The organism is Leptolyngbya sp. NK1-12, from assembly GCF_032598965.1.
In the GTDB taxonomy this organism is placed as follows: Bacteria; Cyanobacteriota; Cyanobacteriia; order Elainellales; family Elainellaceae; genus Elainella.
This window is the reverse complement of the sequence record NZ_CP053587.1, coordinates 447,826-461,798: the sequence shown is the minus strand read 5'-3', so window position 1 is coordinate 461,798 and position 13,973 is coordinate 447,826. Positions and strand designations below refer to the sequence as shown.

The 13,973-nt window shown below is 52.3% G+C and carries 8 protein-coding genes; 6 read left to right on the top strand and 2 right to left on the bottom strand.

What is annotated here, in order from left to right:
• Positions 1-477: 477 nt before the first annotated feature.
• The 6 genes from HJG54_RS30350 to HJG54_RS30325 all read left to right on the top strand — a co-directional run bounded on the left by HJG54_RS30350 (position 478) and on the right by HJG54_RS30325 (position 10,420).
• Positions 478-4,731 (top strand): PAS domain S-box protein, encoded by a 4,254-nt coding sequence (locus HJG54_RS30350; protein WP_316436846.1) that lies wholly within the window; start codon positions 478-480, stop codon positions 4,729-4,731.
• 107 nt (positions 4,732-4,838) lie between these two features.
• Positions 4,839-5,228: a response regulator gene (locus HJG54_RS30345; RefSeq protein WP_316436845.1), complete on the top strand. Its 390-nt coding sequence runs from the start codon at positions 4,839-4,841 to the stop codon at positions 5,226-5,228.
• An 87-nt stretch (positions 5,229-5,315) separates the two neighbouring features.
• The gene (locus HJG54_RS30340; RefSeq protein WP_316436844.1) at positions 5,316-5,810 is read left to right on the top strand and encodes a DUF1269 domain-containing protein; all 495 of its coding nucleotides are present in this window, start codon (positions 5,316-5,318) and stop codon (positions 5,808-5,810) included.
• 68 nt (positions 5,811-5,878) lie between these two features.
• A complete protein-coding gene (locus HJG54_RS30335; RefSeq protein WP_316436843.1) occupies positions 5,879-7,345 on the top strand; it encodes a basic amino acid/polyamine antiporter in 1,467 nt (488 codons plus the stop codon).
• 40 nt (positions 7,346-7,385) lie between these two features.
• Entirely contained in the window at positions 7,386-8,666 is a 1,281-nt protein-coding gene (arcA, locus tag HJG54_RS30330) for an arginine deiminase (protein ID WP_316436842.1), read from the top strand.
• Positions 8,667-8,929: 263 nt separating this feature from the next.
• Positions 8,930-10,420 carry a Na+/H+ antiporter NhaC family protein gene (locus HJG54_RS30325; RefSeq protein ID WP_316436841.1) on the top strand — a complete coding sequence of 497 codons (1,491 nt, stop codon included), beginning with the start codon at positions 8,930-8,932 and terminating at the stop codon, positions 10,418-10,420.
• A gap of 131 nt (positions 10,421-10,551) precedes the next feature.
• Here HJG54_RS30325 and HJG54_RS30320 read toward each other — a convergent pair whose 3' ends face one another.
• Complete coding sequence (locus HJG54_RS30320) at positions 10,552-13,008, bottom strand: glycoside hydrolase family 65 protein (RefSeq protein WP_316436839.1); 2,457 nt, start codon at positions 13,006-13,008, stop codon at positions 10,552-10,554.
• Positions 12,992-13,945: a ribokinase gene (locus HJG54_RS30315; protein ID WP_316436838.1), complete on the bottom strand. Its 954-nt coding sequence runs from the start codon at positions 13,943-13,945 to the stop codon at positions 12,992-12,994. Before HJG54_RS30315 ends, HJG54_RS30320 begins: the two co-directional genes overlap by 17 nt.
• Positions 13,946-13,973: the final 28 nt, after the last annotated feature.

Genomic DNA, 13,973 nt, shown 5'->3' with positions numbered 1-13,973 from the left:
AGGGAACCGTAGGCGAAGCCTGTGCCTAGCCCATACCCAATCTCTGAAGTCCTCCTTTTGTTGGGGTGAAGCCTGCCCTGCGGGTATAGGGGAATTCAGGGAGATCTCAATCTTTGTTTGCAAACAAGCTCTGAAAGCTCATCTCTCCCTGCTCTGATGGTTGGACTGCTGTTCTAGCCTGATGATTCTCGGAGTTGGAAACTGCGTTTAGAATGCAGATTAAGTAGATTGAAAATGAATGCGTTTTGATGACTAGACTTAGGTTCGTTCGCGCAGCGTGTGCATAGCACAATCCCCCTAAATCCCCCTAAACCCAGCGGGGATGCGCCTTCGGTGTAGAAGAAGGGGGACTTCAAGCCACGGTGGCCTGGTTCCCCTTTGGTAAGGGGGCTAGGGGGGATCTCAACATGATTTGCGATCTACTGAGATTAAGATTAAGTTAGTGCTCTCAGCACCTCTCAGCGCCAAACTGCCTGCATGTCTCTGCCAAAGCTGCCAAAGCTGTTTCCTTTGACTATCCATGTGCCTCTGCGTTGGGCCTTGACGGTGCCGTTTGTGCTATCGACCGTTGGGGCCACGGCGCTGGTGGGGTATCTATCGTATCGGAGCGGGCAGAAAGCGGTAGACGACTTGAGGCACCAGTTGGTTTTAGGTATTAATGACCGGGTGACGCAGGAACTCAAAACCTATCTGCAGACGCCGCTGTTGATTAATCGGTTGAATGTTGATGCTGCCAACCAGGGGCAGATCGATCTCCAGGACATCCCTGCGCTCGAAGCGGCTTTATTTAATCGGTTGCAGCAGTTTGATCAACAGGTTTCGGCGGTTTTGTTTGCCAATCCAGAAGGGCTGTTTCGCCTAGTGGACCGATTACCCAATTTGTATCTGGTGGCGGCTAACGCTTCTCGCCCCGATCGGATCCTCGTTTACCGGCTAGACAGTCAGGGCAAACGGAGGGAGCTAGTTACTACCTTGAAGGGGTTGGATGTTCGCCGCGACCGGCCTTGGTATGAACGAGCGGTTAGAACCGGCCAACCCGGTTGGAGCCCAATTTCCCAGTATGGCTCGACGAAACTATTGACATTAGATGCATCCCATCCGATTTACGATCCGGCCACCAAGCAACTGTTGGGCGTGTTTGCTGTTCATCTCCGCTTAGACTATCTGAGTGAATTTCTGCACCGCTTGCCTATCAGTCGCTCTGGCCGGGTCTTGATTATGGATCAGCAGGGGAATCTTGTCGCCACGTCCACTCAAGAAGCACCCTATCAGTTCAAGTCGGGTACTGGCTATCATCAGCAGTTTCGGCAGCTCAAAATTTACGAAAGTCAGGATGGCTTGATCCAATCGCTGGGGCAGTATTTACGCGAGCATACCAATATTTTGGAAGCGCCTGTGAAATCACCTGTGAAATCACCTGTGAAATCACCTGTGAAATCGCCGCAAGGGCGAGTATCGGCTCCAAGTCCCGCTCCGAAGGAACTAGCTCCCGATGCAGTTCAGGAACTCGACTTTTATCACAATGGGGAACGACTATTCGTTGAGATTATGCCATTTCAGGACCAGCACGGGCTGAGTTGGCAGATTGTCACTGTGATTCCCCAGTCTCATTTCCTAGCAGAAATTCAGCATAACGCCCGCACCACGGCACTCTTGTGTCTGCTGACGCTGGCTGGGGCAATTGGGGTGGGACTTTGGGCCGCCAACTGGTTCATCTCCCGCTTTGCCCAACTGAATCGAGCCAGCCAAGAACTCGCTGCTGGCAATCTGAAACAACGCTTACCCACCAACAGCCCCATCGCGGAATTAAACGGTCTGGCGCAGACGTTTAATCAAATGGCAGATCAACTGCAACAGTCCTTCGAGCGGATCCGCACAGCCCTAGAGGAGTCCGAGGAAAAATTCACCACCATTTTCCGCACCAGCCCCGATCCAATCGCGATTGCTAGTTTGGCGGAAGGGCGGTTCTTAGACGTTAACGACAGCCTGATCGAGTTCTTTGGCTATTCCCGCAGCGAAATGATTGGTTGCACAACCACGGAACTGAATTTTTGGCATGATTTGGCGCAGCGAGACCAGTGCCGCAGCTTGCTCTATCAACAAGGCAGTGCACAAAACCTGGAAGTGCAGCTTTGCCTTAAGTCAGGTGAAGTCCGAACGGTTTTGTTGTCTGCTGGTGTGCAAACTCTGGATGGGCAAGAGTGTGTAATTGTGATGCATCGGGACATTAGCGATCGCAAAGCAGCTGAACTGGCCCTGAGGCGGTATGAGCGAATTGTCTCTGCCACCACCGATGCCGTTTCCTTGGTCGATCGCCAGTATCGTTACCAGATTGTCAACCAAACGTACTTAGACTGGAATCAGAAATCCTACAGTGAAATTGTCGGCTATACCGTTGATGAATTAGTGGGAGCGGACATCTTTAGAGCCGTGGTTCAACCCTACCTCGATCGCTGTCTAGCCGGAGAAACGATCCAATATCACGAGTGGTTTGAGTTTCCGGCCCTAGGGCGGCAATTTGTTAGCGTGACCTATGCTCCCTATCTAGAGGCCGATCAGACGATTTCTGGTGTTGTGGTGAGTGTACGCAACATCACCCAGCTTAAACAGGCAGAAGAAGCGCTGCGTCAGAGTGAAGAACGGTTTCGAGAGATTGCTCAAACTATCAATCAGATATTCTTTGTGCAGGCAGCAGCCACCGGAGAGTATCTCTATATCAGCCCAGCCTACGAAAAGATTTGGGGACTTTCCTGTGAGAGTCTCTATCAAGATGCCAGTTCCTGGTTAGACGTCATCCACCCAGACGATCGGGCAGCGGTACTAGAATCGCTCGATTTCCTGGTTGAACAGGGCGCTGTGCGAGTTCAACGAGACTACCGAATTATTCAAGCAAACGGTGCCATTCGCTGGATTTCGGCGCAAATTTTTCCAGTCTGCGACCAAGCCGGACAGCCATCGCACTACATTGGGCTAGTCGAAGACATTACGGAGCGCAAACAGGCAGAAGAGGCGCTGCAAGAACGAGAAGCGATGCTGCGGGCAATTGGCGATAATTTACCGAAAGGATTTATTTATCAGCGGGTTTACGAACCTGGTAAAGGTTCCTACTATTCGTATATTAGCGCCGGGATTGAGCACCTATTGGGGCTGAAGCCGGAGGCCGTGATCGCAGATCCTAAGCTAATCCGGAGTGTGGGCTTTGATGAGGATCTGGCGATTGCCGATCGGGTGGTGCAGGAATCGCTGCAAAATCTGTCGCCAGTTGAACTCCAAATGCGGAACCGCACAGCCGGGGGCAAAATCCAGTGGTCCTCGATTCGCTCAACGCCTCGCCGCCTAGAGGATGGCCGCATCGTTTGGGACGGCATCGAAGTTGATATTACTGACCTGAAGCAAACCGAGGCCGCCCTGCGGGCCAGTGAAGCCCTGTTTCGAGGCGCGTTTGACAATGCCCCGATTGGAATTTCGCTGGTTTCGCTGACGGGTCAGTTTGTGAAGGTCAATGCTTGCTACTGCGACCTGCTGGGATACAGCGAAGCAGAGCTTTTGAGCCTCTCCTTTCCAGAGATTACCCATCCAGACGATGTGGAGACCGATTGGCAGGGGTTTCGGCAAATGATGGCCGGTGAAATTCGTTCATTCCAAATGGAAAAACGCTATATCACCAAGCAAGGCACGATCGTTCCAGTGCTGATGAACGCGGCCCTGATTCGAGACCCATCCGGACATCCGCTCTACTGTGTAGGGCAGGTGCAAGATATTCGCGATCGGCAAAAAGTGGAGCGAATGAAGGATGAGTTTATCTCGGTCGTCAGCCATGAACTGCGGACACCCCTCACCTCGATTCGGGGTGCGCTCGGTATCCTGGGTTCTGGTGTGTTTAACGACAGGCCCGAAAAAGCCGCACACATGCTCAGTATCGCCCTGAACAACAGCGATCGGCTAGCCCGACTTGTGGATGATATCCTCACCCTGGAACGATTAGAGTCTGGCAAAGTAGAACTGGCCATGGAGCGATGCCAAGCGTCAGACCTGATCCAGCAGGCTGTAGACAGCGTGCAGGCCATTGCCGATCAGTCCCAAATCACCCTTGCCGTTATGCCCTCGACAATCGACTTTTGGGCTTCTCCCGATGCAATTATTCAAACCCTCACCAATCTACTCAGCAACGCCATCAAGTTTTCTGCTCCCGGTCAGACGGTTTGGTTGGGAGCGGAGATGAGGGAGATAGGGGAGATAGGGGAGATAGGGGAGATGAGGGAGATAGGGGAGATGAGGGAGATAGGGGAGATGAGGGAGATAGGGGAGATAGGGGAGAAAAATGCCTCCCCATCTTCCCCATCTTCCCCATCTTCCCCATCTTCCCTATCTTCCCCATCTTCCCCATCTTCCCCATCTTCCCCATCTTCCCCATCTTCCCCATCTTCCCCATCTTCCCCATCTTCCTCGTTCGGCGAGGCTCACGAGCCGCCACCCTCCCCACCTTCCCCCTACATCCTCTTCACCGTCCAAGATCAAGGGCGCGGCATTCCGGTGGAAAAGCTGGACATCATTTTTGAACAGTTCCAGCAGGTGGATGTATCTGATTCTCGCAAAAAGGGCGGAACGGGTTTGGGGCTGGCTATTTGTAAAAAGATTGTGCAGCAGCACGGCGGTCAGATCTGGGCAGAAAGTAGTCTGGGCGAGGGCAGCGCCTTTTACTTTACCTTGCCGCTCAAACAGGACCATTGAGCGTTGGCTGATAAGATTTTCGTTCATATGAGTTTCCTATCTTTTTGTCCTAATCTAAAAAAGCGCCGAAGTCTAGCCGCCTTCCGGTAGATAGAGGGACGATGTTCATGTCTGCTAAAACAGTTTTGCTGATTGAGCATGAAGCAAGTATCCGAGAGATATTGCATACTTGCCTCAGTGAATTTGGCGGCTGGAGAGTGACTTTATGCAGCTCAATTCGAGAAGGCGTGAATCTATGCGAGACCATTCATCCAGATGTCATCTTACTAGATACGTCTACCTTTGAGGTAGATGCGCTAATATTCATTGAGCAATTAAAGCTGCTTTCAACCGCTCAATCTATTCCGATTCTGCTGATTAGTGCTAGGGCCAACTGGTTTACGCCAGGGCAACTCTATCAAATGGGTTTTGCTGGAGCGATCACAAAACCATTCAACCCTTCTATCGTATCAACTCAGATTTCTGGCTTGCTGGGTTGGAATGATAAACACTCATAGCAATCCTAACAATTCTATTGTTTGTGGGCTGGAGTCTGAAATTGTCTGTCAGAATTACACCCTTATGAATCGACTTAGGAGAAAAGCATGTCAACTTTAACAGTCTGGAAATTCAACAGCGTTGATGGCGCGGATAAGGCATTGTCCAAACTGGAAGGTCTGCAAAAGCAGCAGTTGATTCAGGTGCTCGATGCTGCGATTGTCTCCTGGCCGCAGGGACGCGGTCGTCCCAAAACCTATCAGGCGATGAATACGGTAGGGGCAGGTGCCCTGGGTGGTGCCTTCTGGGGCATGCTGTTCGGGCTGCTGTTTTTTGTGCCGCTATTAGGACTGATTGTTGGCGCTACAGCGGGAGCGGTTGCCGGCAAGTTTACCGACTATGGCATCAACGATGATTTCATCAAAGAAGTTCAGGGCAAAGTCACCGAAGGTACCTCGGCTCTGTTCTTGCTGACCGGCCAGGTGACGCTCGATAAAGTGGAAGCGGCCTTTACCGCTGAGGAAAAAGGGGAATTAATTCAATCCAATTTATCTGCCGAGCAGGAAGCCAAGCTGCGAGAAGACTTCGGTGCAGAGGTGTAGCAGCGCGGCTAAATCTTTCCCATGCGAGCTAGTTGGCGCAATTGTTGCACAACATCATTGGAGGTAGCATGACATCTGATTACGGTACAACATTAGATCAGGATTTTAGCCCGACTCAAGAGAAGCAAACCCTGTCTCTGAATTCGTTGATTGCCCTTGTTGTCGGCTCAATGGTGGGAGCCGGGATTTTTACCTTGCCTGCCGCGTTTGGTCGAGCGACGGGAATTATGGGTGCATTGATTGCCTGGGTGATTGCTGGGGTCGGCATGCTGATGCTGGCCTTTGTGTTTCAATTCTTAGCAGAACGTAAGCCCGATCTGGATTCCGGTGTTTTCGCCTACGCCAAAGCCGGATTTGGTAATTACCTGGGTTTTCTAGCGGCACTGGCTTTTTGGACGAGCACCTGTGTCGGGAACGTTTCTTATTTCGTTCTGATCAAATCAACCCTGGGCGAATTCTTTCCGGTGTTTGGAGATGGCAACACGATTCAAGCTGTGATTGTTGCTTCTGTGATTCTGTGGACGTTTCATTTCATGATTCTGCGGGGAATTAAGCAAGCTACCGGATTGAATACGATTGTCACCATCGCCAAAATTGTTCCCATCGTTATCTTTATTCTGATTCTGCTGTTCAACTTTAATCCAGAGGTGTTTGCAGCCAACTGGTCTGCTGGTCAGGGCTATGAGGAGTCGCTGCTCGGCCAAGTGCGCAATACGATGCTAGTTACCGTATTTGTGTTTATCGGGATTGAAGGTGCGAGTGTCTATTCCCGCTATGCCGAAAGGCGAGCTGACGTAGGTGCAGCAACAATTCTGGGATTTGTGGGCGTGCTCTGTTTGCTGGTTCTGGTGACCGTATTGCCCTACGCCATTCTCCCTAGAGCCGACATTGCCGCCCTGCGGAATCCCTCAATGGCCGGTGCTCTGGAAGTGATTGTGGGCCGCTGGGGAAACATATTCATCAGTATTGGTTTGCTGATTTCGGTATTGGGTGCCTATTTGGCCTGGTCGCTGTTTGCGGCGGAGGTGCCGTTCATGGCAGCCAAGGCTCGCCTGATGCCCAATTTCTTGAATCATGAGAATGGTCAAAAGGTGCCATCGCGGTCGCTCTGGTTGACGAATATTGTGGTCCAAAGCTTTTTGCTTGTGACGCTGTTTGCTCAACAGGCGTTTGAATTAGCGTTGGAGTTAACTAGCGCCCTGGCGCTGATTCCCTATCTACTGGTAGCGGCGTTTGGGTTGAAGCTGGCCTGGAACGGCGAAACCTATGAGCGAAATTCGCGCAACCGTACTCGTGAGTTAGTCATTGCTGCAATCGCCACGGCCTATTCCGTTTTGATGCTATATGCTGGTGGCCTCGATAAGTTGCTGCTGTCGGGCTTGATCCTGGCTCCCGGCACAATTTTGTTTTTCATGGCTCGGCGTGAGCAGAGCCTGAATATCTTTAAGTCCTGGGAATGGTTCTTTTTCACCATCATCGCCATTGCTGCCCTGTCTGCTATTTACGGGTTATCCACTGGACTGATTGCTATTTGATGTTGAATCTTTGTACTGAAATCAATCTCATGGAGTAACTATGACTGTTGCAACCGATCCTGCTGCTACCAATCAAGGTACCGTATCCTATGGTGTTCACTCGGAAGTTGGCAAACTGCGAAAAGTGATGGTTTGCTCACCGGGCTTAGCTCATAAACGATTGACTCCCACTAACTGCGACGATCTGCTGTTTGATGATGTGATGTGGGTAGAAATGGCCAAACGCGACCATTTAGACTTCATCGCCAAAATGCGCGATCGCGGCATCGATGTGATCGAGATGCACGAAATATTGGCCGAGACGCTAGAGATCCCAGCAGCCAAAAAATGGGTTCTCGATCAGCAAGTGGTGCCAAATGAAGTTGGGCTGGGTCTGGTGGACGAAGTTCGTTCCTTCTTAGAAAGCCTCAGCGCTCGCCAGCTAGCGGAATACCTGATCGGCGGACTTGCTGCCTACGACATTCCCAATGATTTTGGCAGTCAGTGGCTGCGGATGGCGCAAGAGGCGAGTGGAATGACCGGCTACCTGCTGCCGCCGTTGCCCAACACCCTCTATACCCGCGATACCACCTGCTGGATCTACGGGGGAGTAACGCTGAATCCGCTCTACTGGCCGGCTCGTCATGAAGAAACGGTGCTGACAACCGCCATCTACAAGTTCCATCCCAGCTTTACCCAGGCTAAGTTTGAAGTCTGGTGGGGTGACCCAACCCAGCATTACGGCTCAGCCACGCTGGAAGGCGGTGACGTGATGCCGATTGGGAAGGGAGTGGTTTTGATTGGCATGAGTGAACGCACCTCACGGCAGGCGATTACCCAGGTGGCCGCCGCTCTATTTACCAAAGGCGGAGCCGAACGCGTGATTGTGGCTGCGATGCCCAAGCTGCGAGCCGCGATGCACCTGGATACGGTGTTTACCTTCTGCGATCGGGATGTGGTCAGTCTGTTTGCCGAGATTGTGAATCCAATTGTGGCCTTCTCGATCCGCCCAAGCGATAAAGCACCGGGATACGAAATTACCGAAGAAGAGCAACCCTTTGTGGATGTGGTGGCTTCCTCTCTGGGTCTCAAGAAAATGCGCGTCGTTGAAACTCAAGGCAATGCCTACGCCCGCCAGCGGCAGCAGTGGGACAGCGGCAATAACTTTGTCTGTCTGGAACCGGGTGTAGTCGTGGCCTATGACCGCAACACTCTGACCAACACTGCCCTGCGCAAAGAAGGCATCGAAGTGGTGACGATCGTAGGAGCAGAACTAGGGCGCGGACGCGGTGGCGGCCACTGTATGACCTGTCCAATCATCCGAGACGCGGCTGATTACTAGAGGATGGAGGCACACATGTCCAGACGACACCACAGTGTCCAAACTAATACCAGTTCTTAGTTTTGAGTGTTGGTGGCGTAGCCTGTGCGCTTGGCGATAGCCTGCCGTTCGGCAGAGCACGCCGGTTTAAGGGATGGAACCTGCACAATGGAGCCTGTTGAGCTTGGTGATCTGTCGCTCCATCAAAGGGAACTGGTATAAGGCCCGCGGGCGCTGACTATTCATCATCAGGACCTGATTGATATCTACTAGGGAAGACTTCTATGTCAAATTTATCTCCTCCGCGTGCAATTCGGGATCCCTCGTTCCTTGATGTGATGATTCCGCTCGTTGTGCTCATGGGTTCTATCGGTGGAGCGGTGATGCTGTTTGGGCTGAGTGCGATTGATGGCCCTGTTCAGGTAGGGCTGCTGATCAGTACTATGGTTGCGGCCTTGATTATTCTCAAAAACGGCCATCCCTGGTCAGAGATCAGTGCATCAGCGGGTAGGGCAGTTTCCTCGGTTGCCAGCGCTATTTTTATTCTGCTAGCGGTGGGAGGGTTAATCGGGGTTTGGAATATGTCTGGCACCATTCCCACCATGGTGTACTACGGGATTCAGGTGCTTCAAGCCAATTGGTTCTATGCTGCATCCGCAATTATCTGCGCTGTGGTTGCTCTTAGCATTGGCAGCTCCTGGACGACGGTGGGCACGATTGGGGTGGGGTTGGTGGGAATTGCGTCGTTGCTGGGCGTCTCGCCGGTCATTACAGCCGGTGCGGTAATTTCGGGTGCCTATCTAGGTGATAAAACCTCTCCCTTGTCTGAGACCACGATTTTGAGTGCCCAGCTCGTTGGTGCTGATATCTATACCCATATTCGTGCTCAAATTTGGACTTCGGTTCCGGCTTTTATCATCGCGGTAATCATCTTTACGTTTCTTGGCCTTCGAGCTGACGTGGTTGCCAATGTGGAAACGGCGACCGATCTGACCAAGCTGAATCAGCTGTTTTGGATCACACCGCTGAATCTGATTCCGCTGGCATTTTTGGTCTTTCTATCCCTGCGCAAAGCTCCAGCCCCATTAGCAATTATGGGAGCGGCAATCGTGGGAGGCATTACCGGCGCTATTCTGCAACCTCAGGCGATTCTCCGCTTTGTCAATGATCCGTCCCTGGGTGCGCCGTTAGTGTATATCAAAGGCATCTGGATGGCGATGGCGAATGGCTATCAGGAGAATTCCGGCATCGCCGATGTGGATCGACTGCTGACGCGGGGCGGCATGGATAGCATGCTGTATACACTCTGGATTATTATTGGCGCGGTCACGTTTGGCACCCTGATGGAGGAATTCGGCCTGCTGGCAAAACTGATCAACCCGGTACTTTATCGAGCTAAAACCACGGGGCTTCTGGTTGCTACCGTTGTTTTAACGGCCCTAGGGTTAAACATTATTGCAGGCGATCAATACATTGCCCTAGTTTTACCCGCTCGCTTATTCCGAGTCGAGTTTCAGAAGCGCGGCCTGCAACCCCAAAACCTGTCCCGTGCAGCTGCAGATGGCGGTACGGTTACGTCGCCGTTGGTCCCCTGGAATTCCTGCGGAGCCTTTATGGCAGCTACTCTGGGTATTCCTACGATGCTGTATTTGCCCTACTGCATCTTCAATATTGCCAGCCCAATTTTGTCAATCGCCTATGGGATTACCGGCTTTCGGATCGCTAAGGGCGTGCTTCAAGATCAGCCGATTGAACCCAGTGAACTAGTCTCTTGATACCATTCCTTTGATTGAGCTACCGATCACCCAGCTCAACAGGCTACATTGTGCAGGTTCCATAACTCAAAACTCAAAACTCAAAACTCAAAACTCAAAACTCAAAACTCAAAACTAAGAACTGGTACGACTCATACGTAATCGTGAAATTTAATCGTTCCTGTTGGTATACACTCACATTGATATACGCTTCCAGGCTGTAGCGTGATCGCCTCACCATTGCAACAGAGCTGAATCGAATCTGAGTTGAGGAATGAGGCAGTGATGCTTAACTTATCCTCTTTTACTTCGATCTTGAGATCATGACTCCGAAACTCAAAACTCATGCACAATTGTCGCAGCGATGAAGGGATAGACGGATCGAGACAGATGGTATCGCCATGAATCCGTAATCCCAGATACTGATGTTGCAGGAGATGTAAGGTGCCAGCCATTGCTCCTAAATGAATACCGTTTTTGGCTTCCTTACTGCTGGCTCCCGAAATATCGACAAACAGAGTTTCGAGAAATAGCTGCCAGGATGCCTCCGGGTCGCACTCAGCCAAGGCTCCGGCATACACTAGACGAGACAGGCTCGATTCATGCACAGTTCGCTGAATGTGATTGGTAATGGTTTGGTGCATTTGGGTGCGGTCAAACCCATAACCCAAGCGCTGCATCAGCGGAAACAGCTCCTGCTCTGGCAAGAGAAAGAACAGCATAGCAGTATCGGCCTGCTTGATCACCCGGTAGCAATTCACATCATCGCCTTTGGCTTCCAGGATCAAATTGACCGACTGATCCTGAAAGGGCTGGGCATCAAACGATTGCAGAGTGTCGAAGCCTTCATACTGACTCAAACTGCCATCCTGCTCAAACACCACGCGCAGTTTGCGGCTGACCGTATCCCAATAATCTAGTTCTGCTTGATTAAGCTGGAGGCGGTCACAGAGTTCAGTACGGCAGGCGGGCGGTAACCAATCGAGCGCTTCGCGGGTGTGGTACAGGGTCCAGGCGGCGATGATATTGGTGTAGCTATTATTGTGAATGCCAGGAGTATCGACATCGGGATAGGCCGTATGATATTCATCGGGACCGACTACATTCCGGATCTCATAGCGATCCAAATCCGAATTGTAGGTGGCAACACTGGCCCAGAAGCGGGCAATTTCGATCATCATCTCGGTCCCGTAGTCTTCCATAAAGGCGAGATCGTTCGTGAAGTTGTAGTAGTGCCAGAGATTGCAGATGATGATGGCATTGATGTGCCGCTGCAAGTAGGTGTAGTCCCGCATCCAGCGCTTCGACTGGAGGTTAAACTGAAAGCGGGGGGTGGCTTCCTGTCCGGTGCTGCCGCTGCGCCAAGGATACATCGCTCCCTGATATCCCTGCTGCCGCGCCAACCGTCTGGCTGAATTTAGGCGACGATAGCGGTAGAGCAACATTTCTCTGGCAATTTCGGGAAACCGGCAAACCAGAAACGGCAAGACAAACACTTCATCCCAGAAAATGTGGCCGCGATAATCTTCGCCATGCCATCCCCGCGCCGGTACACCGGCATCTAAATCAGCCGTGTGGGGTGAAATCGTTTGCAGAATATGAAAAATATGCAAGCGCAGTGCCCGCAAATGTTCAACGGGTGTTATGTCAATTTCACAGCGCTGCCAGAGCCGGTTCCAGCTCCATTGATGGGCACTCAACAACTCAGCAAAACTAGGCGCAATCTGAATTGCATCCTCGGCAGCCATGCCGCTCTCGCTGATTGCATAGTCGCGGGAAGTGTAGAGGGCTGCGATTTTCTCAATTTGTACCACTGTGCCCTGGACAACCGAGCAACAAAGGCGCTCAGCCATGTAGCAATCTGCTCGCTCAATCGTTCGGTCTGGGTGCAGTTCCTGTGCGCCATCCTCGCCAACAAGAGCGATGCGAGTGCGGGCTGCTAGCGACACCTCGATGCGAGATTGGTTGGTGCGCATCGTCAGTCGGATTCCTGCTGGCTCTAGCACGCTAGCGGCAACTGGCTCTAGATGCTGATTGCTGAAGGGCGCGTAACGTTCCACGTTGCTGTTGGTCACCCGTCCGTCAATCGCCGAGCGGATTTCCAGTCCCCCAGACCAGTTATCGGCCCGCAACTGAAGCTGTAATCCGGCCAGGTGCGGCTCTGCCATGCTGACAAAGCGCTGTTCTCGCAGGGTCGTCTGGCGGTTTTGGACATCGCGGAATTGCAGATCTCGATACAAGATGCCCTGTTGCAAATTCAGGGTCAACCGATAGGCCAGAATTTCAACTGCATCGATCGAGAACCAGTCGCCGCCCTCAATCCGAAAGCTGAGTGCTAGCCAGTTGGGTAAATTGACCAGCGATTCATCCTCGGAAGCTTCCCCTTCAATTGGCGTCACGAGACGGTTATAGAGGCCAGCCCGATAGGTACCCGGATAGTGGATTGCATCAGCCTGGGCATCGCAGGTGGCAGCTCGAGTCACCCAATAGCCGTTGCCCAGCGCACAGAGCGCCTCTCGGTGGCCCTCATCGTCTGGATCGTAGCCGTCAAACACAAAATTCCAGGCGGCTTCATGATCGCTATTTGGAGAATCAAAACAGATGGACATGGTCTGCAAGTCGTTCAAGCATTGAGTCAATTTCGGTTCGGCTCGGATAGGCTGGCTGAGAGCCATAGCGCGTCACGGTGAGATGGGAAGCCGCCGTGGCAAACCGCGCTGCATCCGGTAACGCTTGCCCTTCTAGCACCGCAACCGCCAAGGCTCCAGCAAAGGCATCGCCTGCACCCGTGGAATCTACCACCGGCACCGGCACTGGTGCAATATGCAGCTTCTGCTCTTGGCTAACCACCACACAGCCGCCGTCCTTTAATTTGACGCAAGCCTGTTGCACACCCTGCTGCCATAACTGGTGAGCAGCTTGGATTGCGGCTTTGGGTGAATCCAGTTGAATCCCCGTCAGCTTTTCGGCTTCTCCAGCATCGGGCACCAGATAGGAGACTTGAGGCAATAGCGCTGCATCAACCCGATTGGCGGGGGAGGGGTCTAGAATCACCGGAAGTCCTCGCTGCCTCGCTGCCGTGATCGCTGCCTCGACAATAAAAGGAGGAACCTCGTAATCCACCACTAAAACCGAGCCAACCGGCGCATTGACGATGGCTCCCTGCACCCCAGCGATATCTTCTGCGCTCCAGACGTAGTTGGCATTGGCAGCTAGGATAATTCCCTTTTGCCCATCGGGCGGTACCGTAATCATGGAAACTCCGGTCGGCTGTCCTGCAACTCGTTCAACATACTGCAAGTTGACCCCAATTTCTTGCAGTGGCTGCAGCGCCTGCTCGGCCAGGGCATCGGTTCCCACATGGGCGATCAGCAGTGCATCCTTTTCCAGTTTGCGAGCCAGATAGGCCACGTTTGCTGCCTTGCCGCCACTGAGCTGCATAAAATCATGGGCCACAAGGGTTTCGCTCAGGTCTGGCCGCCGCTCCACCCGCACCTGAAAATCGGCATTCACGCTTCCAAGGGAGATGATGCATCCCTGACTCATGATTGATTTTGCCTCTGAACTGACGTTG

Coding starts and splice junctions, on each gene's coding strand:
- HJG54_RS30350 (WP_316436846.1), top strand. CDS start 478: ATGTCTCTGCCAAAGCTGCCAAAGCTGTTTCCTTTGACTATCCATGTG.
- HJG54_RS30345 (WP_316436845.1), top strand. CDS start 4,839: ATGTCTGCTAAAACAGTTTTGCTGATTGAGCATGAAGCAAGTATCCGA.
- HJG54_RS30340 (WP_316436844.1), top strand. CDS start 5,316: ATGTCAACTTTAACAGTCTGGAAATTCAACAGCGTTGATGGCGCGGAT.
- HJG54_RS30335 (WP_316436843.1), top strand. CDS start 5,879: ATGACATCTGATTACGGTACAACATTAGATCAGGATTTTAGCCCGACT.
- arcA (WP_316436842.1), top strand. CDS start 7,386: ATGACTGTTGCAACCGATCCTGCTGCTACCAATCAAGGTACCGTATCC.
- HJG54_RS30325 (WP_316436841.1), top strand. CDS start 8,930: ATGTCAAATTTATCTCCTCCGCGTGCAATTCGGGATCCCTCGTTCCTT.
- HJG54_RS30320 (WP_316436839.1), bottom strand. CDS start 13,008: ATGTCCATCTGTTTTGATTCTCCAAATAGCGATCATGAAGCCGCCTGG.
- HJG54_RS30315 (WP_316436838.1), bottom strand. CDS start 13,945: ATGAGTCAGGGATGCATCATCTCCCTTGGAAGCGTGAATGCCGATTTT.